The organism is Sphingomonas phyllosphaerae FA2 (genome assembly GCF_000427645.1).
GTDB classification, from domain to species: domain Bacteria; phylum Pseudomonadota; class Alphaproteobacteria; order Sphingomonadales; family Sphingomonadaceae; genus Sphingomonas; species Sphingomonas phyllosphaerae.
This window is the reverse complement of sequence record NZ_KE386571.1, coordinates 530,944-553,512: the sequence shown is the minus strand read 5'-3', so window position 1 is coordinate 553,512 and position 22,569 is coordinate 530,944. Positions and strand designations below refer to the sequence as shown.

31 protein-coding genes and 2 tRNA genes are annotated in these 22,569 nt (G+C 68.5%); 12 read left to right on the top strand and 21 right to left on the bottom strand.

Going from position 1 to position 22,569, the window contains the following annotated elements; genetic code table 11:
* Positions 1-38 precede the first annotated feature (38 nt).
* The 10 genes from SPHPH_RS20655 to SPHPH_RS0102945 all read left to right on the top strand — a co-directional run bounded on the left by SPHPH_RS20655 (position 39) and on the right by SPHPH_RS0102945 (position 4,026).
* Positions 39-332 carry a transcriptional regulator gene (locus SPHPH_RS20655; protein ID WP_081668465.1) on the top strand — a complete coding sequence of 98 codons (294 nt, stop codon included), beginning with the start codon at positions 39-41 and terminating at the stop codon, positions 330-332.
* Positions 329-823, top strand: a complete 495-nt coding sequence (locus tag SPHPH_RS0102990) for a hypothetical protein (RefSeq protein ID WP_028965355.1) — start codon at positions 329-331, stop codon at positions 821-823. The genes SPHPH_RS20655 and SPHPH_RS0102990 overlap by 4 nt, the downstream gene beginning before the upstream one ends.
* 26 nt (positions 824-849) lie before the next feature.
* On the top strand, positions 850-1,128 hold the full coding sequence (locus tag SPHPH_RS0102985; RefSeq protein ID WP_037487954.1) for an Ogr/Delta-like zinc finger protein: 279 nt from the start codon (positions 850-852) through the stop codon (positions 1,126-1,128).
* Positions 1,129-1,232: 104 nt separating this feature from the next.
* Positions 1,233-1,685, top strand: a complete 453-nt coding sequence (locus SPHPH_RS18760; protein WP_238302831.1) for a hypothetical protein — start codon at positions 1,233-1,235, stop codon at positions 1,683-1,685.
* Positions 1,682-1,816 carry a hypothetical protein gene (locus SPHPH_RS21650; RefSeq protein WP_272944234.1) on the top strand — a complete coding sequence of 45 codons (135 nt, stop codon included), beginning with the start codon at positions 1,682-1,684 and terminating at the stop codon, positions 1,814-1,816. The genes SPHPH_RS18760 and SPHPH_RS21650 overlap by 4 nt, the downstream gene beginning before the upstream one ends.
* Complete coding sequence (locus tag SPHPH_RS21000) at positions 1,813-1,950, top strand: hypothetical protein (RefSeq protein ID WP_156025784.1); 138 nt, start codon at positions 1,813-1,815, stop codon at positions 1,948-1,950. The genes SPHPH_RS21650 and SPHPH_RS21000 overlap by 4 nt, the downstream gene beginning before the upstream one ends.
* A gap of 1 nt (position 1,951) precedes the next feature.
* Positions 1,952-2,152 (top strand): hypothetical protein, encoded by a 201-nt coding sequence (locus SPHPH_RS0102965; protein ID WP_028965353.1) that lies wholly within the window; start codon positions 1,952-1,954, stop codon positions 2,150-2,152.
* Between the two features lie 84 nt (positions 2,153-2,236).
* Positions 2,237-2,512, top strand: coding sequence for a DUF2312 domain-containing protein (locus tag SPHPH_RS0102960; RefSeq protein WP_028965352.1), 276 nt, complete (start codon positions 2,237-2,239; stop codon positions 2,510-2,512).
* Positions 2,512-2,784 (top strand): hypothetical protein, encoded by a 273-nt coding sequence (locus SPHPH_RS0102955; protein WP_238302829.1) that lies wholly within the window; start codon positions 2,512-2,514, stop codon positions 2,782-2,784. Before SPHPH_RS0102960 ends, SPHPH_RS0102955 begins: the two co-directional genes overlap by 1 nt.
* Before the next feature lie 207 nt (positions 2,785-2,991).
* Positions 2,992-4,026, top strand: coding sequence for a tyrosine-type recombinase/integrase (locus tag SPHPH_RS0102945; protein WP_238302827.1), 1,035 nt, complete (start codon positions 2,992-2,994; stop codon positions 4,024-4,026).
* Between the two features lie 105 nt (positions 4,027-4,131).
* Here the strand turns inward: SPHPH_RS0102945 and SPHPH_RS0102940 are convergent.
* The 3 genes from SPHPH_RS0102940 to SPHPH_RS0102930 all read right to left on the bottom strand — a co-directional run bounded on the left by SPHPH_RS0102940 (position 4,132) and on the right by SPHPH_RS0102930 (position 6,705).
* Positions 4,132-4,208: transfer RNA gene (locus SPHPH_RS0102940), tRNA-Met, on the bottom strand.
* 59 nt (positions 4,209-4,267) lie between these two features.
* Positions 4,268-4,789 (bottom strand): 2'-5' RNA ligase family protein, encoded by a 522-nt coding sequence (locus SPHPH_RS0102935; protein WP_028965348.1) that lies wholly within the window; start codon positions 4,787-4,789, stop codon positions 4,268-4,270.
* The gene (locus tag SPHPH_RS0102930) at positions 4,786-6,705 is read right to left on the bottom strand and encodes a potassium transporter Kup (RefSeq protein ID WP_028965347.1); all 1,920 of its coding nucleotides are present in this window, start codon (positions 6,703-6,705) and stop codon (positions 4,786-4,788) included. The genes SPHPH_RS0102935 and SPHPH_RS0102930 overlap by 4 nt, the downstream gene beginning before the upstream one ends.
* Positions 6,706-6,841: 136 nt before the next feature.
* On the opposite strand from SPHPH_RS0102930, the gene SPHPH_RS0102925 reads away from it, so the two are divergent.
* The gene (locus SPHPH_RS0102925; RefSeq protein WP_028965346.1) at positions 6,842-7,060 is read left to right on the top strand and encodes a DUF3072 domain-containing protein; all 219 of its coding nucleotides are present in this window, start codon (positions 6,842-6,844) and stop codon (positions 7,058-7,060) included.
* A gap of 10 nt (positions 7,061-7,070) precedes the next feature.
* Here SPHPH_RS0102925 and SPHPH_RS0102920 read toward each other — a convergent pair whose 3' ends face one another.
* From SPHPH_RS0102920 to SPHPH_RS0102835, 18 genes are all read right to left on the bottom strand, one after another.
* The gene (locus tag SPHPH_RS0102920; RefSeq protein ID WP_028965345.1) at positions 7,071-7,703 is read right to left on the bottom strand and encodes a tetratricopeptide repeat protein; all 633 of its coding nucleotides are present in this window, start codon (positions 7,701-7,703) and stop codon (positions 7,071-7,073) included.
* Positions 7,703-8,143, bottom strand: coding sequence for a cytochrome c maturation protein CcmE (gene ccmE / locus SPHPH_RS0102915; protein ID WP_028965344.1), 441 nt, complete (start codon positions 8,141-8,143; stop codon positions 7,703-7,705). The genes SPHPH_RS0102920 and ccmE overlap by 1 nt, the downstream gene beginning before the upstream one ends.
* The gene (gene ccmD, locus SPHPH_RS20995) at positions 8,140-8,244 is read right to left on the bottom strand and encodes a heme exporter protein CcmD (RefSeq protein ID WP_156025782.1); all 105 of its coding nucleotides are present in this window, start codon (positions 8,242-8,244) and stop codon (positions 8,140-8,142) included. Before ccmD ends, ccmE begins: the two co-directional genes overlap by 4 nt.
* Positions 8,241-8,966, bottom strand: coding sequence for a heme ABC transporter permease CcmC (ccmC, locus tag SPHPH_RS0102905; RefSeq protein WP_028965343.1), 726 nt, complete (start codon positions 8,964-8,966; stop codon positions 8,241-8,243). Before ccmC ends, ccmD begins: the two co-directional genes overlap by 4 nt.
* A gap of 243 nt (positions 8,967-9,209) precedes the next feature.
* Positions 9,210-10,265 carry a Glu/Leu/Phe/Val family dehydrogenase gene (locus SPHPH_RS0102900; RefSeq protein ID WP_028965342.1) on the bottom strand — a complete coding sequence of 352 codons (1,056 nt, stop codon included), beginning with the start codon at positions 10,263-10,265 and terminating at the stop codon, positions 9,210-9,212.
* 90 nt (positions 10,266-10,355) lie between these two features.
* Positions 10,356-10,432 (bottom strand) — tRNA-His (locus SPHPH_RS0102895).
* Between the two features lie 48 nt (positions 10,433-10,480).
* Positions 10,481-11,200 carry a type II secretion system protein N gene (gspN, locus tag SPHPH_RS0102890; protein WP_156025780.1) on the bottom strand — a complete coding sequence of 240 codons (720 nt, stop codon included), beginning with the start codon at positions 11,198-11,200 and terminating at the stop codon, positions 10,481-10,483.
* Positions 11,200-11,673 carry a type II secretion system protein GspM gene (gene gspM, locus SPHPH_RS0102885; RefSeq protein WP_028965340.1) on the bottom strand — a complete coding sequence of 158 codons (474 nt, stop codon included), beginning with the start codon at positions 11,671-11,673 and terminating at the stop codon, positions 11,200-11,202. The genes gspN and gspM overlap by 1 nt, the downstream gene beginning before the upstream one ends.
* Positions 11,670-12,758 (bottom strand): type II secretion system protein GspL, encoded by a 1,089-nt coding sequence (gspL, locus tag SPHPH_RS0102880; RefSeq protein ID WP_028965339.1) that lies wholly within the window; start codon positions 12,756-12,758, stop codon positions 11,670-11,672. Before gspL ends, gspM begins: the two co-directional genes overlap by 4 nt.
* Entirely contained in the window at positions 12,755-13,723 is a 969-nt protein-coding gene (gspK, locus tag SPHPH_RS0102875) for a type II secretion system minor pseudopilin GspK (RefSeq protein WP_028965338.1), read from the bottom strand. The genes gspL and gspK overlap by 4 nt, the downstream gene beginning before the upstream one ends.
* A complete protein-coding gene (gene gspJ, locus SPHPH_RS18755) occupies positions 13,710-14,402 on the bottom strand; it encodes a type II secretion system minor pseudopilin GspJ (protein WP_156025778.1) in 693 nt (230 codons plus the stop codon). Before gspJ ends, gspK begins: the two co-directional genes overlap by 14 nt.
* Positions 14,399-14,800 carry a type II secretion system minor pseudopilin GspI gene (gspI, locus tag SPHPH_RS18750; protein WP_037487949.1) on the bottom strand — a complete coding sequence of 134 codons (402 nt, stop codon included), beginning with the start codon at positions 14,798-14,800 and terminating at the stop codon, positions 14,399-14,401. Before gspI ends, gspJ begins: the two co-directional genes overlap by 4 nt.
* Positions 14,787-15,254, bottom strand: a complete 468-nt coding sequence (locus SPHPH_RS0102860; RefSeq protein ID WP_081668463.1) for a GspH/FimT family pseudopilin — start codon at positions 15,252-15,254, stop codon at positions 14,787-14,789. The genes gspI and SPHPH_RS0102860 overlap by 14 nt, the downstream gene beginning before the upstream one ends.
* Positions 15,229-15,666 (bottom strand): type II secretion system major pseudopilin GspG, encoded by a 438-nt coding sequence (gspG, locus tag SPHPH_RS0102855; protein ID WP_156025776.1) that lies wholly within the window; start codon positions 15,664-15,666, stop codon positions 15,229-15,231. Before gspG ends, SPHPH_RS0102860 begins: the two co-directional genes overlap by 26 nt.
* A gap of 8 nt (positions 15,667-15,674) precedes the next feature.
* The gene (gene gspF, locus SPHPH_RS0102850; protein ID WP_028965335.1) at positions 15,675-16,898 is read right to left on the bottom strand and encodes a type II secretion system inner membrane protein GspF; all 1,224 of its coding nucleotides are present in this window, start codon (positions 16,896-16,898) and stop codon (positions 15,675-15,677) included.
* 137 nt (positions 16,899-17,035) lie between these two features.
* Entirely contained in the window at positions 17,036-18,616 is a 1,581-nt protein-coding gene (locus SPHPH_RS18745; RefSeq protein WP_037487947.1) for a GspE/PulE family protein, read from the bottom strand.
* Positions 18,613-20,829 (bottom strand): type II secretion system secretin GspD, encoded by a 2,217-nt coding sequence (gene gspD / locus SPHPH_RS0102840; RefSeq protein ID WP_028965334.1) that lies wholly within the window; start codon positions 20,827-20,829, stop codon positions 18,613-18,615. The genes SPHPH_RS18745 and gspD overlap by 4 nt, the downstream gene beginning before the upstream one ends.
* Positions 20,826-21,719, bottom strand: a complete 894-nt coding sequence (locus tag SPHPH_RS0102835) for a type II secretion system protein N (RefSeq protein WP_028965333.1) — start codon at positions 21,717-21,719, stop codon at positions 20,826-20,828. Before SPHPH_RS0102835 ends, gspD begins: the two co-directional genes overlap by 4 nt.
* 117 nt (positions 21,720-21,836) lie before the next feature.
* On the opposite strand from SPHPH_RS0102835, the gene SPHPH_RS0102830 reads away from it, so the two are divergent.
* Positions 21,837-22,466 carry a prolyl hydroxylase family protein gene (locus SPHPH_RS0102830; RefSeq protein ID WP_028965332.1) on the top strand — a complete coding sequence of 210 codons (630 nt, stop codon included), beginning with the start codon at positions 21,837-21,839 and terminating at the stop codon, positions 22,464-22,466.
* The last annotated feature ends 103 nt before the right edge of the window (positions 22,467-22,569 follow it).

Here is a 22,569-nt window from a genome sequence, read left to right as displayed (position 1 = left end):
CGGTCGACGGTTTACCGGTACACCGGTAGTTCATAGGAATGGGCATAGAAACACATTCCGATGCGCCGTTGGCGAGGGCTGTTCGAGCTGCAGGCAGCCAGTCTGCATTTGGTCGTTTGATCGGTCGTCGCCAGTCCACCATCTTCATGTGGTTGAGCAACGACACCCCGCTCCCCGCCGAACTGGTTCTGCGAGTTGAGCGCGAGACTGGCATCTCGAAGCACGATCTGCGTCCCGACATTTATCCCCCTACCTCCGCTACCGGGATGCCCATCGGGCACGAGAATGTCGCGTGCGATCGTCCCTCAGTTTCGCAACAGGCACAGGCATGACGCACTTCCGCGCCCCTCTCACCTTCCCCGGTGCGATGACGCAGGTCGCCGGGCTGATCGGCTATCCAGCTGCGGCCAAGATCGCCGGTCGCGCAGAGCGCACGGTCTATTCTTGGGCACACCCGACCAGCAAGACGGTCCCGCCGGTTGATCAGGCGCTCGCCTTCGACGCGGCTTGGCGCGAAGCTGGCGGCGTCGGTGCCCCGTTCCTTGACGCCTTCGCCTTCCAGCTCGGGCTGGTGATCGAGCGTCAGGACGCCTGCGCCCGCGCGCTGGTCGCCGATGTCGGCAACGTTTCCCGCGAGACGGGCGAGGCGATCGCTGCCGCCCTCTCGCTCACCAACACCAATGCCTCGCCGCTGGATGCGCACCGCGCATTCGCCGAGGTGACGCAAGCCGCTGGCGCGATCGACGCGCTTCAACAGCGGGTCGCCAGCTTCCTTCCGTCCGGCGCGGGGCCGGACGCAGGGTCGACGGGGGTTACACGGTGAGAAGGAACTATACGAAGCGGGCGCCGATGGTGCTGTGCCCGCACTGCCAAAGCGCGGCCGCGATCCGCACCAGCGAACAGCAGACGCGACTGGTTCGAGAACTGCTGCTGCTGTGCAGCAACGACGCCTGTGGCTTCCGGTTCGTGGGGCAGATCGTCGCGGTGCGCACGATCCAGCCGAGCTACGCGCCGCATCCGGCCATCTCCCTTCCGCTCGTTGTCAGATCGCGCCCGGCGAATGACGACGCTCCCATCCCCGCCAACGATGAACGCGCGCCGGCCGCTGACGTCGAACCGATGCCCTGATCGCCGCGCGCTCACCCGCGCGCTCACCATCACCGTCCCACTCCGGCCGATCGCAACTCCCGCTTTCGGCAACGCCCCCGCTTTGTCCCGAAAGGATCGCCTTCATGATGCACGCTTTCCCACGAACCTTCGCGCTTGCGACCAGCCGAGCCGTTCGCGGCGCGCCGCCTGCCCTTGCGTTGCCGCCGCTCACGCCGGCGACGTACCTACGCCTTTGTCGTCACTCCGCCAGCCTGTCGCGCGCGGCGGTGGCCGCGCGGCTCGCGCCACGCCCCGCTGATGTGAGCCCGGCGAGCGATTTGCTCGCGCTGCTGGAGACGCCCGGCGCCGTCGCGCGCAAGGAAGAGACGCTGGAACGCCTGCGCGCGGCACTCCCCTTCGATCCCGATGTGTACCGCCAGCTCGCGAGCGAGCCGCCCGAGCGACATCCGCGCGTGTGCCGCGGCTGCGCCGCCACGAACTGGACCGCGCTGGAGGGCGCCGGGCCGCTGCGCTGGGCGAATGACAACGCCTGCACGCGCTGCGCCGGCACGGAAAGCGAAGGCGATGTGGCATGACTACCGCACCCGCGTCGCGCGCGCCCCGCTGGCGCCGATCGGCGGTGATGATCGTCACCATCGTGGGCGTGATCGTCGCCGTGCCCTTCATGCTGATGCTGCTGGTCGTGCGCCTCGGCGGCGAGCGATGAAGGCGGCGCGCGGCCTGACCGCCAATGGCGTCGCGACTCGCGCGCTTGCTGGTCTCGCGCTGGGTCAGTTGATCGTCATCGCGCTGGATGCGGCAACCGGTGGCCCCGGCCCCTTCGTGCTGTTCGGCCTGTGAGATGCCGGCTGTATCCTCGACGGCGATCGGTCATGGCGACCGCTTCGTCTATCTCGGTCGTGGTCGGCGGCACGGCAAGCACGGCACTGTCATCGCGGCACGCCGCGGCTTCGCCAACGTCCGCTTCGATGACGGGCTCGCGCTCCTGTGCCTTGCCCGCGACTGTCACCCGATCCCGCGGCGCCCTCCTCCGATGTGGTGACCGCTTTGACCTGTGGAACCGTCATTCCACAGGCAGGCCCGTTTCCCTCCGCACCGTCCCGTCATTCATCAGGATCTCCGCCCTATGATCACACCGTCGAACGATACCGATCAGCCGTTCACCGGCGGCACTGTTGCCGTCGACGAGCTGCGCCTGCTGATTGAGCGCGCCGAGCGCCTCGAGGAAGAGAAGAAAGGCATCACCGACGACATCAAGGATGTCATGGCCGAGGCGAAAAGCCGTGGCTACGATGCCAAGGCGATCCGCACGATCCTGACCATCCGCAAGAAAAAGCGCGAGGATTATCAGGAGGAGCAGTCGATCCTCGAAGTGTACATGCAAGCGCTGGGGATGCTCTGATGCCCCCGCCTGTCCCGATGCTCCACAGGATCAACACCGATCACCGCCCGCCGCGCAATACGTCCAGCACACGTGACGTGCGCGCGGGATGTCATGTGTGCGGCGATGCCGTTCGCTGGTCCGGCCCGAACGCACAAGGGGTCGCGGCACGTCACCACGACGCGACCGGCCACGCGACGTGGTGCGAGATTGCGCTGTCGATCGCTTATGGTCGCCCGGTCGCCGACGATCGCCAGCTCGACCTTGAGGATGCGATCGGAGCGGTCGCGTGAACCGTGCAAGGGTCACCTTTCGTCAGGATGATCTGGCACGCGCGTTGAAGGCCGCGGCGAAGGCGCACGTCCTTGTGACCCGGACGGAGATCGCGCCGGACGGCCGAATCATCCTGTTCCACGGACAGGAAAGCACCGCCCCTGCCTCACCGTTCGATGAGTGGAAGGCCCGCCGCGATGCGCGTTAAGCTGAAAGGGCTGAACAAGGTGACGACTCGCCTGAGATCCGGCGAGAAGGTCACCTATTATTACGCATGGAAGGGCGGGCCACGCCTGTCCGGTGCATTCGGAAGCCCCGAATTCCACGCCAGCTATGCCGACGCTGTGCGCTCCCGTCGCGCCGACGCCTCGCACCTGCTGCGCAGCGTGCTCGACCAATATCAGGATTCGTCCGACTTCACCGATCTCGCGAAGCGGACTCGCGCCGACTATCGCAAGCACCTGCGCGTGATTGATGCTGAGTTCGGCGACTTCCCCTTGGCGGCGCTGTCCGACCGGCGGACGCGCGGCGAATTCATGGCATGGCGCGACCGGCTCGCTGGCACCTCGCGGCGACAGGCGGATTACGCCTTCGCGGTGCTGGCGCGGGTCATGTCGTGGTCGCTCGATCGCGGCCTTGTCACCGTCAATCCCTGCCTTGCAGGCGGGCGGGTCTATCGCGCGGCGCGATCCGACCGCATCTGGACGTCGATCGACGAAGCGGCATTCTACGCCCGCGCGCCCGATCACCTTCATCTTGCGCTGGCGCTGGCGCTCTGGACCGGTCAGCGACAGGGCGACCTGATCGCACTGACATGGGCGCAATACGACGGCACCCACCTGCGTCTGATCCAAGGCAAGACCGTCAGCAAGGTCCGGCGATCGGTCGGCAAGCGCGTGGTCATCCGCGTCGGCGCGCCCCTCAAGGCGCGACTCGACGCCATCCGCGTAGGCCGCGCAACCAGCGAGACGATCCTGCTGACGGAGCGCGGCACCGCCTGGACCGAAGGCGGCTTCCGCGCCTCATGGCGAAAGGCGTGCGCGCTTGCCGGCGTCGAGGGCGTCACCTTTCATGACCTGCGCGGAACCGCCGTCACCCGGCTGGCACTCGCCGGCGCGACGCCACCCGAGATCGCGACGGTGACCGGTCACTCCCTGAAGGACGTGAACGAGATTCTGGACGCGCACTACCTCAACCGCGACCCGGCGCTGGGCGAGGCCGCGATCCGCAAGCTGGAGGGCGAGGACAAGCCGCCAGAATAGCGGTTTTCCCAAATAAACGCCCAAACGAACAAGCGGCGTCAGTCTCAAGCAACCGACAGAACCGAAAATTAGACGCTAAATCAGGGGCTTGGAAACACGAACGCTTGGTAGCGGAGGAGGGACTTGAACCCCCGACACGCGGATTATGATTCCGCTGCTCTAACCAGCTGAGCTACTCCGCCCCGTTTCCGAGGGAACCAGCGCTCGTGAGGCGCGGGCTATAACAGCCGGTTCGACGCGGTCAACCCGCGAACGAATGCTTCGACAACATTTCCCAGGGCCCGCCCCGATACCAATAGGCGGCCAGTCCGGAGATCGTGACCGGGCGCGGGCGAAATCCGGCACGCAGTTCGGTCAGCAACGCCTTGGCGACCGCCGGTTCGACCTTGTTCTGTACCGTGACATGCGCGCGCCAGCCGCCGGCATCCTGTGGTGTCAGCAGTCCGGCGAAGGCTGCGGCCAACCGCGCGCGGACTGTGGACAGTTCCTCACAGTCGATGCGGTAGGCCACGCCGCGCCCGAGCGAGATCACGTCTGCAATCCGCGCATGCAGTGCCGGAATGCCGCGAGTTTCCGATACCAGCCGCTGCTTCAGCTCCGGCGCCAGCGACGGCGGGAGATGGTGGAACATCGTAAGATGCGCCGCGAGCTGATTGCGCTCGGGTGGGAAGTACGCGCTGCGTTCGGCATCAAAGAACGCTTGATCCTCGCGCCCGAATAGCGCGGTGACGATGATCGGGGCGGGCTCGAACGATGGGGTCAAATCTCGATCTGGCTGCCCAGCTCCACCACGCGGTTGGTAGGCAGGCGGAAGAATTCCATCGCGCTTTCGGCGTTGCGCAACATCCAGCTGAACAGCTTTTCGCGCCAGATCGCCATGCCGGGACGCTCCGAAGCGAGCAACGTCTGACGGCTGAGGAAGAAGCTGGTGTCCATCATCCGGAACGCCGCGCCGCACCCGTCGAAGGTTTTGAGATGCGCGGGGACGTCAGGCTCCTCCATGAAGCCGTAGCGCAGGATAACGCGGTGGAAGCCCTGTCCGAGATCCTCGTGAAGGAAGCGATCCTCCTCGGGAAAATACGGCATATCGGTGACGCGCACCGTCAGCAGGATCACGCGTTCGTGCAGGACGCGGTTGTGCTTGAGGTTGTGAAGCAAGGCATGCGGAACGCCCTCCGGTGTCGAGGTCATGAACACCGCGGTGCCCGAAACGCGCGTTGCCGAGCTCGCGGCCGAATCGATGAAGATCTTGATCGGCATTGCCGCCTCACGCATCCGCTCGATCATCAGCTTGCGCCCCTGCGACCAGGTGGTGAGCAACACGAAGACGATCACCGCGACCAGCAGCGGGAACCAGCCGCCATCGGGCACCTTGGTGAGGTTCGACGCGAAATACAGGCCGTCGATTGACAGAAAGACGATCTCGAACAACGCGGTCGCCCATAGCGGCCAGTGCCACACGCGGCGGATCAACACGCCGATCATGCAGGTGGAGATGAACATCGTCCCCGTCACTGCGATGCCATAGGCCGCAGCGAGGTTCGACGATTCGCCGAAGCCGAAGACGAGCAGCAGTACCATCACCATCAGCGCCCAGTTTGCGGCCGGGATATAGATCTGCCCCGCCTCCGACGCGCTCGTGTGGGTGATGCGGATGCGCGGCATCAGCCCGAGCTGCACCGCCTGCTGAACGACCGAATAGGCGCCGGTAATGACCGCCTGGCTGGCAATCACGGTCGCCATCGTTGCGAGGATGACGAGCGGCAGGCGCCAGTTCTCGGGCGCCATCAGGAAGAAGGGGTTTTCGGCGGCCGATGGGGTTTGCAGCAATAGCGCCCCCTGCCCCAGATAATTGAGCATCAGCGCCGGCAGCACGAACGCCAGCCATGCCAGCTCGATCGGGCGACGACCAAAGTGGCCCATATCCGCGTAGAGCGCCTCGGCCCCGGTCACCGCCAGCACCACCGAGCCGAGCGCGAGGAACGCCAGCCCGCCGTCGTTCATCGCGAAGCGTACCGCGTAGAGCGGGTTGAGCGCGAACAGAATATCGGGGCGCTGGATGATGTGCGAAACGCCCATCACCGCCAACACGACGAAATAAATCGCCATGATCGGGCCGAACAGCCGCCCGACCTTCTCGGTCCCGATCGACTGCATATAGAAAAGCGCGATCAGGATCGTCACCGCGATCGGCAGCACGAACGAGTCGAACCCTTGCTCGACCGTCGCCAGCCCCTCGACCGCCGACAGCACCGAGATCGCCGGGGTGATCATACAATCGCCAAAGAACAAGGCGGTAGCGAGCACGCCGAGGATGACGAGGCTCGATCCCCATTTCTTGCCCGCCCCGGAGCGGCGCTGGATCAGCGCGAGCAGCGCGAGGCTGCCGCCTTCGCCGTTGTTGTCGGCGCGCAACACGATCAGCACGTATTTCAGCGTGACGATCAGCATCAGCGACCAGAAGACGAGGCTAATGACCCCGAACACGTGCAACGAATCGACCGCTAGCGGGTGATGCCCGACGAACACCTCCTTCATCGCGTAGAGCGGGCTGGTGCCGATGTCGCCGTAGACGACGCCGATCGCGCCGAGCGCGAGCTTGGCGAGGCTGCCGCTGTGCTGGTGATGCCCCGCGGCCGCCTGTGCACGGACGGCAGGGTCGACGGTGCTGACGCTCATGCGCTGGCCACCGCTATCGAAAGGACGTGCGTGATCGTGGCCATATTGGGGCGCGACTAGCACGCAGCCGAAGCGCCCGCAACGCGGAACAGGTGGCGAACATAATTGTTCTGTTCAGCGAAAGGACCTTGCCACCATGAGCGATACCCAAAATCCGAAGAGCGAGCCCTTCTCGAACGCCGAGAAGGATCCCGACGACTGGACCACCGGCGACGAGCCGATGACCGGCGCGCAGGCCAGTTACCTGAAAACGCTGAGCGAAGAGGCGGGCGAAGCTTTCGACGAATCGCTGACCAAGGCCGATGCCTCCAAGCGGATCGACGCGCTTCAGGAGCAGACCGGGCGCGGCAAATAACCCGCTCCGGTCAGCGCGCGTCGTTGGCCGCGATCAGCCGGTCGAGCAGCGCCAGTCGGCGCGCGATCTCGATGCGGTAGGGCGTGCCGTCCGGCGAAAGCTGGACGGCGCGTGCCCATAGGGCGCGTGTTTTGGCGATATCGCCCGCCTCTAGATACGCAAAGCCGAGATAATAAGGCGGTGCCGGATGCTCCGGTGCCAGTCGCGCGGCCTGTCGGAACGCAATCAGCGCGGGCGGTGACACGCGGTGCCCTGCTTCGGCGGAAAGCGTGACGCCCGCCCAGGTCCACAGAATGAAGCTCTGCGGCAGTTTGGACAGCCCGCCGAGCACGACCCGCGCCGCCGCATCGTCATTGCCGCTGCGCGTCATCGCGTCCGCGGCGATCAGATAGGCGGTGTCGGCATTGAAGCGTCCGAACAGGCTGTCGCGCAACTGCGTCTCTTCGATATCGACCGGCGGAGTCGTGGTCGTCCGCTGCGGTGCCGCGGCACCAAGCATCGGTCGGCCTTGCCACGCATAGCCCACCCCGCCGAGGCATAGCGCCGCGCCCAGCATCGACCACAACAGCCGGTCGACGCGCAGCCACAACGCCATCGCCGCGAACGCCGCCGCCGCCAGCACCAGAAGCGCAACGAAGCCCATCAGCGCTGCTCCTCAAGCGTGCGGGTTTCGTGCATCTTGCCGGCCATTTGCGGCGGCATGTATTTCTCGTCGTGCTTGGCGAGCAGGTTGGTGGCGACGAACGAGGCGTCACGACGGAAATGCCCTTCGGCCACGACTCCCGAGCCTTCGCGGAACAGGTCGGGCGCGATCCCGCTGAACCGCACCGGCGTGGTCGCCTTGCCGTCGGTGACGACGAAGTCGATCGACACGCCATCCGCCGCGCGCTTGAGCGAGCCGCGTTCGACCATCCCGCCCAGCCGCACCGCCTTGTCGGGCGGGGGCACGTTACCCGCCACGTCGGCGGGCGCGTAGAAGAACGCCGCCTGATCGCGCAGCCCCGACAGCGCCAGCAACGCCGCCGCGGCGATTGCGCCGAGCCCGAGCAGCACGAGCATCAATCGCTGGTTCTTTCGCGTCACTTCTCGGCGTCCCGCATCTGTCGCCAGCTCCACCACGCGAGCGCAGCGGCAGCGAGCAGGGTGAGCGCATAGGCGCCGGTGACGAACGGCCACGGATTCATGCGCGCGCGCGCCGCCGCAGCCGCGCCTCGGCCTTTTCGCGCGCCAGCATCGTACGCATCCGCATCAGCACCACCGCACCGAAGAAAAATGAAAAGCCCGCCAGCACGATCGGCAGCGGCCAGAGCAACGAGCGATCGATGCTGGACCCGGTCAGCCCGATGCTCGGCCCCTGATGCAACGTGTTCCACCATACGACCGAATAGCGGATGACGGGAAGCAGCACCGTTCCGGCGATGCCGTACAGCGCAGGAATACGCCCGTCGCCGTCGCGCTCGCGATCGGCCTGCGCCAGCGCGATGAAGCCGAGATAGACGAAGAACAACAGCAGCATCGACGTCAGCCGCCCATCCCATTGCCACCACGTCCCCCAGGTCGGCCGTCCCCAAATCGCGCCGGTGATGAGGCAGAGCGCGGCGAAGATCGCGCCGGGCGCGGCGATCGCGCGCGCGGCGATCATCGCGAGCGGATGCCGCCAGACGAGGAAGACGATGCTCGAGATGGCGATGCTGCTCCAGCCGCCCATCCCCAGCCATGCGGCGGGGACGTGGATGTAGAGGATACGGACCGTCTCGCCCTGCAGGTAATCGGCCGGGGTCTGGGTCAGCCCCGCCCAGCAGCCGACTGCGATCAACACGACCCCCGCCCAAAACATGATGGGGGTGAGCGGACGCGCGATCTTCAGGAAACGCGCCGGATTGGCAAAGGCATGGAGCGCAGGCACCCGGCCCGGATAGGCGAACCGGGGGCGGTCGTCACCCCCGGCGTTGGGTCGGCGGCATAGGGACACAATGGCAACGTCTCGTGCAGCACGCGCAGCGCCGGAATTTACAGACATGGGCCCCTGCCTTCGCAGGGGCGACGGGGATCAACCAACCGTCGCCCCTGCGGAGGCAGGGGCCCATGTCTGCTTCGTCTCACGTACTGTCACCGCCGAACGCGGCGACAGTGTGTCAAAAAACCGCGGTTACGCCGCCCTGCCGATCAAACGGCGCGCGATCCGGTCGGCGACCTCGGCAGTCGGATCGCCCGAGGCGGCGGCTTCGTCCCACACCTGATCGAGCCGGCCGGGGATCTGCGCGATCCGCGCCATCACCTCGGCCTCATCGCCGTGGCCGAGATATTCGAGCCCGACGTTGATGATGCCACCGGCGTTGATGACATAGTCGGGCGCGTAGACGATTCCGGCATCGTGCAGCCGCTGCCCGTCGGCGCGCGTTTCGAGCTGGTTGTTCGCGCCGCCCGCAACGATCTTCGCCTTGAGCGTCGGGATCGAACGTTCGGTGAGGATCGCCCCCAGCGCATTGGGGCTGACGATATCGACATCCGCCGACAGGATCGCGTCCGGTGCGACGGTCGTCGCGCCCAGCTCCGCGGCCATCCGCTCGGCACGCGCCTGATCGACGTCGGCGAGCGTCAGCACCGCGCCGTCCTTCGCCAGCAAGCGGGCGAGCCCGCCGCCGACCGAGCCGAGCCCCTGGATCGCGACACGCACGCCCTTCATGTCATCGCTGCCGAGCCCGCGCTTCGCCGCGGCGCGCACGCCGAGATAGACGCCGTGCGCGGTGTACGGGCCGGGATCGCCGCCCGCCGCGCCCTGTGCGACCGGCAGGCCCGAGACGTAGCGCGTCTCGCCCGCGATCACCTTCATCCGCGCTTCGGACATGCCGACGTCCTCGGCGGTGACATAGCGGCCACCCAGCGACTCGACCGCGCGGCCGAACGCCACCAGTTGCGCCTCGCTGATCGTCGCGCCCGGCTGGTCGGCCAGCACGACGCCCTTGCCGCCGCCCAGATCGAGCCCGGCCATTGCATTCTTGTAGCTCATGCCGCGCGAGAGCCGCAGCGCATCGGTGATCGCCCGGGAATCATCGGCATAGTGCCAGAAGCGTACCCCGCCCGCCGCCGGCCCGAGCGTCGTCGAGTGCACCGCGATGACCGCCTTCAGCCCCGACGCCGGGTCAGTGAACAGATGCAGCCCTTCATGGCTGTCGAAATCGGGATAGTCCCAGACCGAGGTCATCGTCTCTCCAGTGCGCACGACGTTAAATTACGTCCAAGCGCAATAATCTTGTCGCGCGAAAAACGCCAGCAAGAAACAGAAATGGAGGGATGGGGCGATCGACGGGACTTGAACCCGCGACCCTCGGTACCACAAACCGATGCTCTAACCAACTGAGCTACGATCGCCGCGAAGGCCGTGCCCCTAGCGGCACCGCGGGCCGTTCGTCAAGCGGTTCAGAAGCGTCCGTCGACCGAGAAAGTGCGCGCCGCGCCATTGGCCGCGAAGCCCGCGCCGTCGAGCCGCGCCGCGATCGTCGGGTCGGTCGGGATCAGCGTCAGGTCGGCGCGATAGCGGCCATCCGGCCAGAGCCGCAGGTTGACGCCCTCCCCCGCACCACTGGTGAGCGGCAACAGCAGCGCCCCCGCATCGCAACGCGCACTGCCGCTGAGCGCGCCGGGCAGCGGCTGACCGAGGAACGCCCCGGCGAGCGTCGCGCGGACGCGACCTTCGGCCGCCTGACAGGTGCCGTCGACGAAGCGCACCGTAACCCCGTCGAGGTTGAGCGCCGAAACCGGCAACGGCGCGAAGGCGTTGCCGGGCGAGAGCGGGCCGCTGGCGTCGATGATCGCCGCGCGATTGCGCCCGATCTCGACCGCGCCGGCCAGCCGCTGCGCCGGGTCGTTCGACTCGCTCGACAGCGCAATTCGCGCGCGGCCGATCAGCAGCGCGAACGGCGACAGGCCGGCGTCGAGATCACCCAATGCGATTTCACCGAACCGCGCCTCGACCAGCCGCCCCGACCACAGGCTGCCGGTTACTTCGCGCGCGGCGAATCCCTGTCCGTCGAGCCCGCTCCAACCGAGCGCGAGCCGCAGCGGGAGGAAGGCAAGCATCGCCGCCGCGAACAGCGCGAGGAACAGCGTGCGACGCCCGGTGGTGAGCGGGATACGCATCAGACCCCTCGCGCGCGGAGCGTCATGGTCGCGGTGACGCTGCCCGCGCCATTGCCGGAGACGCTGAGCGAGTCGACCAGAATCCCCTCCGATTCCAGCCCGCTGATCCATGGCATCAACGCGCCGGCGCGCGCGGTGGCGATCGCGGTGCGGACGCGGTCGGGCGCCTCGACATCGAGGCTGGCGAGCGTGAACCCCGCGGCGTCGGCGCGCGCGCGGACGACATCGGCGAGCGGCGCGGACAGCGGGGTCGCGCGGCGCTGCAACGCCTTGACCTGCCGCAGCCCGGCCTGCGCGGTGCCGAGGCGGATCACGGCGTCGGTATAGCGCTCACGCGATGACGACAGCCCGTCGCGGACCGGGCGGATCACCGCGCCCCACACCAGCGTCACCGCTGCCAGCGCGACCATCACCAGCAACAAACGCCGTTCGCGCAGCGAGCGTCCGTCGAACCATGTCTTCAACGCCGTCATGGCCGCACCGTCATGTCGCCGGTCAGGCGACCGGCCGATTGCTGGAAGACGCTTGATTCGACCGTGAAACCCGCGTCGGCGAGCCGCGACTTGACCGTATTCGCCTGCGCCTCGCCCGCCAGCGACAGCGAAATGCGCAACGCGCCGTTCGGCTCGAACTGCAACGCGGTGATCTCCGTATCGGGCACCGCCTCCACGATCGCGTAGACCGCCGCCGCGGTGCGGGTGAAGCCCTGCCCCGGCCCGCGCAGCGCCGACAGCCGCTCGCCGAGCATTCGCGTTTCGTCACCTTCGCCGGTGCCGCGCGGCAAACCCTGCCGCGCGATCGTCGCGGCGCGCTGCTCGATCGCGTCCGCGCCGAACGAATAGCGCATGATCCGCACGACATCGATCGCGAGCGTCGCCAGCAGGATCAGCCCGGCGAGCACCGCCAGCCGCCGCACCAGCGCCCAGTCGATCGCGGTACGCCGGCGGCGACGCGCGAACGCGCCTTGCCGCAGGTCGATGACCGGCTCGGCGACCGCCTCGATCGCGGCGGCACGCAGTGCGGCGCGGTCGAGCAGCCGCGGAGTTTCGCCGCGGGTCACCAGCCCGGTGAGCACCGGCTCGTCGGCCCAGCCGGTCGTGCGACCGCGCGCCACCACCTGCCCGCCCAGGTCGGCGCGGACATAGCCTTCCTCGGGCTCAGGCAGCAGCAACGGCGCGGGGACGACCGCGGCCGGATCAACCCCGCCGCGCGCCAGTGCCGCGAGCCACGCCGCCATCCGCGCCGGCGCGACGACCGCGATCGCGCGCTCGCCGTCGCGTTCGCGCCCGACCGCGACATGCAGGTCATGCGCCGGCTCGGCGGTGGCGTCGCTGACCACGACGCGCGCCGCCGCCAATGCCTGCGCCGGTGAACGCGCGGGCAGCGTCGCCCAGTGCAGCGTCACCGCATCGGCCGGCGCGACCGCGACGACGCGGTCCTCCGCCGTCACCTCGGGCATCCCCTCGCCCTCGCGCTCGACCGCGTCGTCGCGGATCCGCCACCAGCGCCACGGCTGCGAATCGTCGGGAGGCAGGAAGAGGAGCGTCGCAGCGGTCATGGTACATCCCCCCATTGCCGCGTCACGAGCCGGACGGGAAGAGTCCGCGCGTCGATCAGCCCTTCCTCATGCAATTCCGCGCCGCCATTGACCACATCGATGCGCAGCGCGAACCATTTGGTCGTCACGCCGGTCTGCGATTGCGCGCCGATGTCGGTCGCGCCGCCCGCGCTGGCCAGTTGCGCCCAGAATTGTCCGGCCTGCGCATAACCGCCGGGCGGGCGGCGCAGCAGCAGACCCTGCGCCTGCGCGACCCCCATCGTGTCGGGCAGCAGCATCGCGAGCAGCGGCGCCTGCTCGGGGAGCAAGGTATTGACGTTGAGCACCGATTGCCGCGCGATGGGCAGGGTGCACACCCACGGCTGGATCAGCTTGTACGCCTCGGGCGTGACGCCCTTTACCGCACGCAACTCGCTGACATCGGCCATCAACGTGCCGGCGGTGCGATAGCCGCGATAGGCGCTGTTCTCCGCGCCGCCGGGCAGCGGATCGTCGTCGCTGTCGAGCCAGTCGGCGGTCGCCACCGCGATCGCATCGCCGTCCGGCACGCGCAGCAGTCGCAACAGCCGCTGGAAACGCGTCAGCGCCTGCGGGTTGACGAGATAGGCGTCGCCGAAGCCGAAGGTGACCAGCCCGTTGAGGTTGAAGCAATTGCCGCCATCGGTGACCCGCGCGGTCGCGGTGCCGCCGGGGATCGGCAGGCCGAACGGCCGTCCGCTCCACCCGCCGGTCAGCGCGACGCGGTCGCGGCTCTGTTGCAGAAGCGTCGAGACGCGGCGCGTCGCCAGCGTCTCGGCGGCATAGGCGTAACCGCGCGCAGCATCAAGCGCGACAGCATTGGCGGCGAGTCGCGTCGACAGCCGCAAGCGCTCCAGCGCGGTGGCGGCCATGACCGCGATGACGGCTACGAGCAGCAGCACGGTCAGCAGCGCGGCCCCGCGCTCGCCCGGCCTAGCGCGCCGCATTCGCCGTGCCTGTCGGAGTAGCGGCCGGGGCACCGCCCGAGCCGGGGCCCAGCTGCCCGTTGTTGACGTCGTCGAGCGTGCGCGGTGCGCCGGTGCCGACGAGGAACAGCAGCCGGTACGACTGCCCGCCCGCGCGCACCAGCGTCAGTTCCATCGCCTGCGGCAAGGACGCGCGCTCGTCGCCCTGCCATGTGTCGCTCCACGCCCCGGCGTAGCGGAAGCGGACGCGCACTTCCTGCACGCGGTCGACCAGCAACGCCGCGGGCAGCGGCGCGGCGCCGTCGAGCGCGGGATAGGCGACGCGCTCGATCCCATCGGCGGTCAGGCGATATTCGACCTTCTGCACGGTCGCGCGCGGGGCCTGATCGGGGTTGGCCCAGCCGCCGCGGACGAAGCGCAGGATCGGCTGCGCGCTGCGGTCGCCCGAGAAGGCGGGGAACAGCGTGCCCGCGGCGTCGCGGGTTGGACGATCCTGCGCCTGCGCCATGTCGGCGGTCATGATCGACACGAGCCGGTTGAGCGCGGCATTGTCGTCGAGCGCGGCGCCGGTCGCCCCCTGCGCGCGGACGCTGAACGCCAGCAACGCGACCCCCGCGGCGGCGATCATCCCGAAGATCATCAACGCGATCATCACCTCGACGAGCGTGAAGCCCGCGTCGTGCGTCGTCCGGCGCGTCACGGCCCGACCCGCGTCTGTGCGATCGGCGCAGGCGGCGGGCGGACCATCGTCGCGCGGCCCATCACCGCGCCGCCCGCATCGCTGACCGCGACGTCGATCCGCTGAACATCGCCGTCGCCGAGCGGCTGCGTATCGCGCACCCACGTCCAGGTGCGTCCGCCGGCCTGCTCGACGCCGCTGGCGCGCCCGCGCGTCGGCGGCTGTGCATCGGTGACCGCCTCGATCGCGACGTTGCGCGCCACGATCTGCGCGAGCAGCGCCGACGACACGAAGCCGGTCGAGCGGATCGTCTGCCCCTCCAGCCGGATCAGCGCGAGCGCGGCGAGGCTGAACACGACCAGCGCGACCATGATCTCGACGAGGGTGAACCCGCGCGCGGGCGGGTCAGCCGGCGACACGGACGGTCCCGTCGGCGTCGATCACCACATCGGTGCGCATCCCCTCGCGCGTCAGCGTCACGGTCATCGCGCGATCGGCGAGCCCGGTGGTGTCGAAGGTCAGCCGGTCGCGCGCCGGGCCGGTGGTCGCGGTGCCCGGTTTCCAGCGCTCGACCTTCAATGCGCCGTCGAGCGGCGTCCACGCGCCGCCGCGCCATTGGTCGAAGCCATAGCCCCCGGGCGTCACCCACAGGCTGACCGGGCGCGCCTCGACGATCGCGGCGTCGTGCGCGGCGCGAGTGCGCACCGCGAAGCGCGTCGCCTCGTCCATCAGCCGGCCGCGCGTGTCGGGCATCATCAGCACCGCCGCCGCCGAGGCGAGCCCGATGACGGTGATGACCACCATCAGCTCGATCAGCGTGAAACCGCGCTGGTGGCCCCGGGCCGCGTTACTGCCAGGACCCGATATCGGCATCGATCCCCTGCCCGCCGTCCTTGCCGTCGGCGCCCAGCGTCCAGACATCCGCCGCGCCATGCTGACCGGGCGAGGCGTAGAGGTACGGACGGCTCCACGGGTCCTGCGGCAAGCGCTTGATATAGCCGCCGGCCTGATAGCGCGCGGCGTCCGCCCCGGCCGGCGGGGTGACCAACGCCTGCAACCCTTGCGTCGTTGTCGGGTAGTTGCCCATCTGCAGCCGGTAGAGTTCGAGGCCCTGCTCGATCGTCGCGATATCAGCCTTCGCCTTCTGGATCCGCGCGGTGTCGCCCGAGGGCAGCACGTTGAGCGCGACGATCGTCGCCAGCAGGCCGATGATGACGATCACCACCATCAGTTCCACCAGCGTGAACCCGTTGCGCTTCTTCCGGGGCTTCTTCTCAGTCGACATAGGCATTCTCATTGTCCGGCCAGCGTGTTGAGCTGAAGGATGGGGAGCAGGATCGATAGCACGATCGTCGCGACGATCGCGCCCATGATGACGATGATGAGCGGTTCGAGCAGCGACATCGCGGTGGCGGTGAAGCGGTCGAACTCGCGCTCCAGATAGTCGGCGGCGCGCTCCAGCATCTCGTCGAGCCGCCCCGCCGCCTCGCCGCTGGCGGCGAGATAGACGAGCAATGGCGGGAAGACTCCGGCGCGACGCATTGCCGCCGAAAGGCTGCCGCCGCCGCGAATCGATTCGGTGATCTCGTCCGATGCCGCCTTCAGCCGGCGGTTGTGGATCGTGCCGGCAGTGAGGCTAAGCCCTTCCAGAAGCGGGAGACGGCTGGCGACCATCGTCGACAGCGTCCGCGCCATCCGCGCGGCGTGGAGGTCGCGGAGCAGCCGCCCAAGCAGCGGCACGCGCAGCAGCCAGCTATCGAAAGCCAGCCGGATCGGCGGCTGACGCAGCGCGGCCCATGCCCCGAACCCCAGCGCGACGAGCACCAGCAGCATCAGCCACCACCAGCCGACCAGCACCGCCGACAGGCCGATCACGAGCCGGGTGAGCAGCGGAAGTTCCTGACCGACGGTATCGAATTGCTCGACCACCTGCGGGACGACGAAGGTCATCAGCGCGAGCACCACGCCGAGCGCGACCGCGGCGAGCACCGAGGGATAGGCCATCGCGGTCAGCAACTTGCCGCGGATTTCTGCCTGTCGTTCGAGCAGGGTCGACAGCCGCTCCATGATCTGCGGCAGCGTGCCGGAGCTCTCGCCCGCCGCGACCATCGCGCGGTAGAGCGGCGGAAAGCTCTTCGGCTCGCGCGCCATCGCATCGGCGAGCCGGCGCCCCTCGACGACCGCGGTATGGACGGTCTGGACGATCGCGCGGACGCTTTCCTGCTCGGTCTGGCGGGTGATCGTGCGGAGCGATTCCTCCAGCGGCGAAACGCGATTGAGCGTCGCCAACTGGCGGGTAAACAAGGTCAATTGCTTGCCCGACATCTTCGCGCGGCCGAGTTCGAGGCCGAACAGCGGGCGGCTGCGCGCCTGCGGGGTGCTGCCGGGCTCGATGCGGACGACGTACAGACGCTTGCGATCGAGCGCGGCGCGCGCGGCGTCCATGTCGGTGGCGCTCACATGGCCGCGCGTCTCGTTGCCGCGGGTGTCGATCGCGATATAGTCGAAGTCAGCCATTGGAAATAAGCCGTTCGCTTCGAGCCGAGGGTCGAGCGAAGTCGAGACCCGGGGTCGAGAAGACTGTGGCCCCACACTTCTCGACAGACGCATCTCGACTGCGCTCGATGCTGCTCGAAACGAACGGAAAATGGCGTTCAGTGCGCATCGGCGATCGCGGCTTCGGCGGTGTCGGCGTTTTCGCTGCGGGAGACGCGAATCGCTTCTTCCGCCGTGGTCTGGCCGCTTTCCACCAGCCGCCGCGCGGCGGTGGCGAGCGTGTCGTTGTTGGCGAAGGTGTGGCGCGCGATGGCATCTTCGTCGCCGCCCTCGTTGATCAGGCGGCGGACGGTCGCGTCGACGCGGACCGCCTCGTAGACGCCGATCCGGCCGCGGAAGCCGGTTCGGTTGCAATTCTCGCACCCTACCGCCTCGTAGACGGTCGTCGCCGGATCGATCCCGAGCAGCGGCGCGACCGTCTCCGATGCTGGCACCGGGCGCGCGCAATGTTTGCACAGGCGGCGCACCAACCGCTGGGCGATGACCGCGCGCAGCGTCGAGGCGAGCAGGAACGATTCGACCTTCATGTCGCGCATCCGCGTGATTGCGCCGACCGCGTCGTTGGTGTGGACGGTCGACAGCACGAGGTGGCCGGTCAGCGACGCCTGCACCGCGATCTCGGCGGTCTCACGGTCGCGGATTTCGCCGATCATCACCACGTCGGGGTCCTGCCGCAGAATGGCGCGGAGCCCCGCGGCGAAGGTCAGTCCGACCTTGGCGTTGACCTGCGTCTGGCCGACACCCTCAACCGCATATTCGACCGGGTCCTCGACGGTCAGGATGTTGCGGCTGCCGTCGTTCAACAACCGCAGCGCGGCGTAGAGCGTGGTCGTCTTGCCGCTACCGGTCGGCCCGGTCACCAGCACGATGCCGTTCGGCTCCGCGATCGCATCGCGCAGCAGCGCATACATCGGCGCGCTCATCCCGAGCGCGTCGAGGTCGATGCCGGCATTCTCCTTGTCGAGAATACGCAGGACGACACGCTCGCCCGCGCGGCTTGGCAAGGTCGAGACGCGGACGTCGAGCAGCTTGCCGCCGAGCGTCAGCCCCATGCGCCCGTCCTGCGGCACGCGCCGCTCGGCGATGTCGAGCCGCGCCATCACCTTGATACGGCTGACCACGACCGGGGCGACGTGCGGCGGCATCCGCAGCGTCTCGCGCAGCACGCCGTCGATACGCATCCGCACGACCAGCCCGGTTTCATAGGGCTCGATATGAATATCCGACACGCCGTTGCGCGCGGCATCGGCGATGATGCCGTTGATGAGCCGGATCGCGGGCGCGTCGTCGGCGGTGTCGAGCAGATCCTCGGCGGTCGGCAAGCCCTCCGCGAGCAGGTCGAGTTCGTCGCCCATGCCGACGGCGGCGGCGGCGGTCGCCTGCCCGTCCATCGCGTAATTCTCGCCGAGCAGCCGGTCGAACGCAGCGGGCGCGACCACCGCGACATCGAACGCGCGGCCGAGCACGCGCCGCACCTCGATCAACGCGCGCGGGTCGCTGCCCTCGCGCAGCGCGACGCCGTCCCCATCGAGGACGACGCCGAATTTACGCGCGAACGCATAGGGCAAGGCGAGCGGCGGGACGACCGGCACCGCCTCGCCCAGCACCGTCGCGCCGTCCGGTGCGGGCGGCAGCGGCGCGGCGGCTGCGTCGATCTCCGCTCCGGTGCGCAGGATCATTTGCGCCTGGCTCCGCTGATGACGGTGGTGGAGTTGCGTTGCACCGGCACGCCGATGCGCGGATCCTCGATGCTACCCGGCTCGCCGGCCGGCGGGAGCGGCGGGGTCGCGCCCATATAGTCGCGGACCAGTTCGTCGATCGAGGGCTCGGCGGCGGGGTCCTGCAACCCCTGCTGGAGCCGCAGATAGCCGTAGCGACGCTCGGTGACGCGGCGGTTCTCCTCCGCCGAGCGGATCACGGTCGGGCGGATGAAGATCATCAGGTTCGACTTGGCGCGGGTCTTCGCACGGCTTTTGAACAGATTGCCGAGCACCGGAATGTCGCCGAGGAACGGGATCTTCTCGATCGTGCGCCGCTCTTCGTCGGAAAGCAGCCCGCCTATAACGCCGATCGCGCCATCGTCGACGGTCAGCACCGTCTCGACCTCACGCTTGTTGAGGATCAGGTCGGAATTGTTGCTGCTGACCGGGCCGGCGATCGAGCTGACCTCCAGATGGAGGTTCATCTTGATCGTGCCCGACGAATTGACCTGCGGGCGGACGTCGAGCCCGATGCCGACGTTCTGGCGCTGCGTGGTGCGGAAGGCATTGTCGAAATTGTTCGACAGCGCCTCGCCAGTGGTGATCGGGATTTCCTGCCCGACCAGGGTATGCGCCTCCTGATTGTCGAGCGTCATGATCTGCGGGACTTGCAGCAGGTTGGACTGCGTATCGCTCTTCACCGCATTGATGATCGCGCCGAAGATCGTGCTGCCGATCTTGCCGCCGAAGCCACCGAACCCGCCCTGCGAGCCGATGATCGAATTGATCGCCGACTGGGTCAGCGTGTTCGACGCGGTGTTGTTGGTCGTGGTTTCGGTGCGGGTGCCATCAGCGGCGGTGACGACGGTGCGCGTCGACCCCAGCGACTGCGCGCCGACCGCGCCCGCGATCTGGAGGATGTTCGGCGCGGAATTGCTGAACGTCGAGGCGGCGAACGCGCCGCCGTCGATGTTGCCGAGCAGGAATTGCGCGCCGAGCCGGTTGACGGTGCTGTCCGACACTTCGGCGACGATCGCCTCGACCAGCACCTGCTGGCGGCGCTGGTCGAGCTTGCGGATCACCTCCGCCAGCTGGCGCTGAACGTCGGCCGGGGCGGCGACGACGATCGCGTTCGCGCCGGCATAGCGGGTGACGACCGCTGCGGTGCGCGCGCCCTCGCCGCGGATCGCGGCCTGTTGGGGCTGGCTGCCCGACGCTTGCGTGGCGGTCTGCTGCGACTGGCTGCGCGTCGCAGGCTGCGGAGTCGCGCCGACGCCGGTCGAACCGGTGCTCGACGTGCTTAGCCCGGTGCGGCTGAGTCCCTGTTCCTGCACCGCATCGGGGGCCTGACCGACGAGCTGCTGGAGGACCGGCAGCAATTGATTGGCGTCGGCGTTTTCGAGGAACACGACGCGAATTTCGGTGGCGTTGCGTGCGCTCTGGTCGAGTTCGCGCGCCAGCCCGGCGAGCCTCGCGACGGTCTGCGGGTCGCCGCGCAGCGCCACCGCGTTGCTGCTCTCGATCGCGACCGCCGAGGCGCCGCCGGTCGCCGCCGCTGCGCCGCCCTGTGCGCCGCCGCCGAGCAAACCGGTCAGCGCGGTCGCGACCTCGCTGGCGCGCGCGTTCTTGAGCGCGATGATCCGCGTCGCCGACGTGTCGGCGTCGATCCGTCGCACCACTTCGCGGACACGGCGGACGTTGTCGGCGAAATCGACGACGACGAGGCTGTTGCCGCCGCGATTGGCGGTGACGGACCCTTGCGCGCTGACCAGCGGGCGGACGGTGTCGACCGCCTGCGCGGCGTCGACCGAGCGCAACCGGATGATCTCGGTGACGAGCTGGTTGCGCTGTGACCCGGCGAGCCCGATCCGCCCCGGCTGACTGGCGGCATTGTCGATCGGCTGGACGCGGAACGCGCCATTGGCGGTCGGCACCGCGATGAGCGCGTTGGCGCGCAGCGTGGAGAGGAACACCTCCAGATATTCGCTGCGCGACAGCGGGCGATCGGTGACGACGGTCACTTTGCCCTGCACGCGATTGTCGATGATGAAGGTGCGCCCGGTGACCTTAGCGGCATCGGCGATGAACGCGCGAATGTCCGCATCGCGGACGTTGAGCGTGGTCTGCGCGAGCGCGGGCTGCGCCGCGGCGAGGAGGACGAGCGGCGACAGGAAAGTGGCGGTGCGGTTCATCGAGCTACCGGAATGGTGAGCGGCAGCGGCTGTCCGGCGCGCTCCACCGTGAGGGACAGGGTGCCGCCCGACGCGCGCGCGCGGGTGAGCATTTCGAGATCGGACGGGCCGGTGATCGGGCGGCCCGCGACCGTGGTGATGACGTCGCCGTCGCGCAGCCCGGCGGCGCGGAACGCCGCGCCCCCCTGCCCACGCACGGTGACGCCAGTGACCTTGCCGCCGTCGATCCGTGGGATCGCGTTGATCTCCTGACGCAATTGCTGTGGCGAGACGGTCGGGGTGCCGGCCGGGATCGTCCCGCCGCTGGGTATCTCAAGCCGGGCGGCGAGCCCGCGTGCGCCGGGCGGCGCCTCGGGCGGCGGGTTCTGCGCCGGATCGTTGCCGGGGGCGGTGACGGTGCCGCCACTGCTGCCCGACTGGTCGAGGAACAGATCCTCGCTGCGGCCGCCGCGATCGAGCGTGACATGATCGAAGGCGACCGACTTGAGCGTGACGCCGGGGGCGACCTCCTCACCCACCGCGACGCTCTTCTGGACGCCGTCCGGCCCGGCGATGATCGCCGCGCCGCGCGCCTGCGCGCTGTCCATGCGCGTGCCGTAGAGCGTGAGCTGGAGCGAGGTAACCGCGGTCGGCCCCTGCGCCTGCGCCGCGCCGCTGACACGGTAGAAAGGATCGAAGCCTGCCAGCACGCCCGCGGCATCGGCGGGGACGGTCGGCCCGGCGGGGGTCCATGCCCCGAGCGGCGCGACCGGGGTCAACAACACCCACGCCAGCCGCGCGCATTGCACCGCCAGCGCCGCAAGCAATACCAATTCCGCCGCGGAATAGACATTTACCACGGGCAGCCGCCGCAGGATCGCCCGTGCACGGGCATCGAACTTCAAACGCATCGGCCTGGCCAACTCCCCGCGAACGGCCGCTAGGTAAACCATATTACGTGGGTATTGCGAGTTTGTGTAATATTTCTGTGCTTGGGCTCGCGCCTTTACCTGTGGCACTAACCCGCAATGGCCACCGATCCGATCGCCGCCCGGCTTTCCGCCCAGTCCGGCTTCCAGCGCCTGCCCAGCCCCAAGCTGACGTTGTTCACCAAACGCGCGTTTCTCTCGCCCGAGACGTGCGCCTATCTGGTCGAGCTGATCGATATCGGCCGGCGACCGTCGACGATCGCCGACGCGAACGGCGACACCGCGTTCCGCACCAGCGAAACCTGCGACCTGCCCGCGACCGACCCGGTGGTGGCGCAGGTGGACGCGGCGCTGGCGGCGGCGACCGGGCTTGATCCGCTGCATGGCGAGCCGATCCAGGGGCAACGCTATGCGGTCGGGCAGGAATTCAAGGCGCATACCGATTACTTCGAGCCGAACGGCGCCGACTTCGACCGCTATTGCAGCGTGGCGGGCAATCGCACCTGGACCGCGATGATCTATCTCAACGAACCCGAGGCAGGCGGCGCGACCCGCTTCAAGGCGGTCGACAAGACGATCCAGCCCGAACTGGGCAAGCTGGTCTGCTGGAACAATTGTCGCCCCGACGGGACGCTCAACCCGGCGACGATCCACCACGGGATGAAGGTGCGCGCCGGCACCAAATATATCGTCACCAAGTGGTATCGCGAGCGTCCGTGGGGCTGGTGAACCGGCGCGGTCCCCCGCTCCGTTCGTCGCCCCGGACCTGATCCGGGGCGACGCTTCTTCGCGAGGGGAGAAGCGGGATCCCGGATCAAGTCCGGGATGACGG

Excerpts from the sequence above, each read along its gene's own strand:
- SPHPH_RS20655 (WP_081668465.1), top strand. The coding sequence starts at position 39 with ATGGGCATAGAAACACATTCCGATGCGCCGTTGGCGAGGGCTGTTCGA.
- SPHPH_RS0102990 (WP_028965355.1), top strand. The coding sequence starts at position 329 with ATGACGCACTTCCGCGCCCCTCTCACCTTCCCCGGTGCGATGACGCAG.
- SPHPH_RS0102985 (WP_037487954.1), top strand. The coding sequence starts at position 850 with ATGGTGCTGTGCCCGCACTGCCAAAGCGCGGCCGCGATCCGCACCAGC.
- SPHPH_RS18760 (WP_238302831.1), top strand. The coding sequence starts at position 1,233 with ATGATGCACGCTTTCCCACGAACCTTCGCGCTTGCGACCAGCCGAGCC.
- SPHPH_RS21650 (WP_272944234.1), top strand. The coding sequence starts at position 1,682 with ATGACTACCGCACCCGCGTCGCGCGCGCCCCGCTGGCGCCGATCGGCG.
- SPHPH_RS21000 (WP_156025784.1), top strand. The coding sequence starts at position 1,813 with ATGAAGGCGGCGCGCGGCCTGACCGCCAATGGCGTCGCGACTCGCGCG.
- SPHPH_RS0102965 (WP_028965353.1), top strand. The coding sequence starts at position 1,952 with ATGCCGGCTGTATCCTCGACGGCGATCGGTCATGGCGACCGCTTCGTC.
- SPHPH_RS0102960 (WP_028965352.1), top strand. The coding sequence starts at position 2,237 with ATGATCACACCGTCGAACGATACCGATCAGCCGTTCACCGGCGGCACT.
- SPHPH_RS0102955 (WP_238302829.1), top strand. The coding sequence starts at position 2,512 with ATGCCCCCGCCTGTCCCGATGCTCCACAGGATCAACACCGATCACCGC.
- SPHPH_RS0102930 (WP_028965347.1), bottom strand. The coding sequence starts at position 6,705 with ATGAGCGTCAGCACCGTCGACCCTGCCGTCCGTGCACAGGCGGCCGCG.
- SPHPH_RS0102925 (WP_028965346.1), top strand. The coding sequence starts at position 6,842 with ATGAGCGATACCCAAAATCCGAAGAGCGAGCCCTTCTCGAACGCCGAG.
- SPHPH_RS0102920 (WP_028965345.1), bottom strand. The coding sequence starts at position 7,703 with ATGGGCTTCGTTGCGCTTCTGGTGCTGGCGGCGGCGGCGTTCGCGGCG.
- ccmD (WP_156025782.1), bottom strand. The coding sequence starts at position 8,244 with ATGAATCCGTGGCCGTTCGTCACCGGCGCCTATGCGCTCACCCTGCTC.
- SPHPH_RS0102900 (WP_028965342.1), bottom strand. The coding sequence starts at position 10,265 with ATGACCTCGGTCTGGGACTATCCCGATTTCGACAGCCATGAAGGGCTG.
- gspN (WP_156025780.1), bottom strand. The coding sequence starts at position 11,200 with ATGCGTATCCCGCTCACCACCGGGCGTCGCACGCTGTTCCTCGCGCTG.
- gspM (WP_028965340.1), bottom strand. The coding sequence starts at position 11,673 with ATGACGGCGTTGAAGACATGGTTCGACGGACGCTCGCTGCGCGAACGG.
- gspL (WP_028965339.1), bottom strand. The coding sequence starts at position 12,758 with ATGACCGCTGCGACGCTCCTCTTCCTGCCTCCCGACGATTCGCAGCCG.
- gspK (WP_028965338.1), bottom strand. The coding sequence starts at position 13,723 with ATGCGGCGCGCTAGGCCGGGCGAGCGCGGGGCCGCGCTGCTGACCGTG.
- SPHPH_RS0102860 (WP_081668463.1), bottom strand. The coding sequence starts at position 15,254 with ATGCCGATATCGGGTCCTGGCAGTAACGCGGCCCGGGGCCACCAGCGC.
- gspG (WP_156025776.1), bottom strand. The coding sequence starts at position 15,666 with ATGTCGACTGAGAAGAAGCCCCGGAAGAAGCGCAACGGGTTCACGCTG.
- gspF (WP_028965335.1), bottom strand. The coding sequence starts at position 16,898 with ATGGCTGACTTCGACTATATCGCGATCGACACCCGCGGCAACGAGACG.
- SPHPH_RS18745 (WP_037487947.1), bottom strand. The coding sequence starts at position 18,616 with ATGATCCTGCGCACCGGAGCGGAGATCGACGCAGCCGCCGCGCCGCTG.
- gspD (WP_028965334.1), bottom strand. The coding sequence starts at position 20,829 with ATGAACCGCACCGCCACTTTCCTGTCGCCGCTCGTCCTCCTCGCCGCG.
- SPHPH_RS0102835 (WP_028965333.1), bottom strand. The coding sequence starts at position 21,719 with ATGCGTTTGAAGTTCGATGCCCGTGCACGGGCGATCCTGCGGCGGCTG.
- SPHPH_RS0102830 (WP_028965332.1), top strand. The coding sequence starts at position 21,837 with ATGGCCACCGATCCGATCGCCGCCCGGCTTTCCGCCCAGTCCGGCTTC.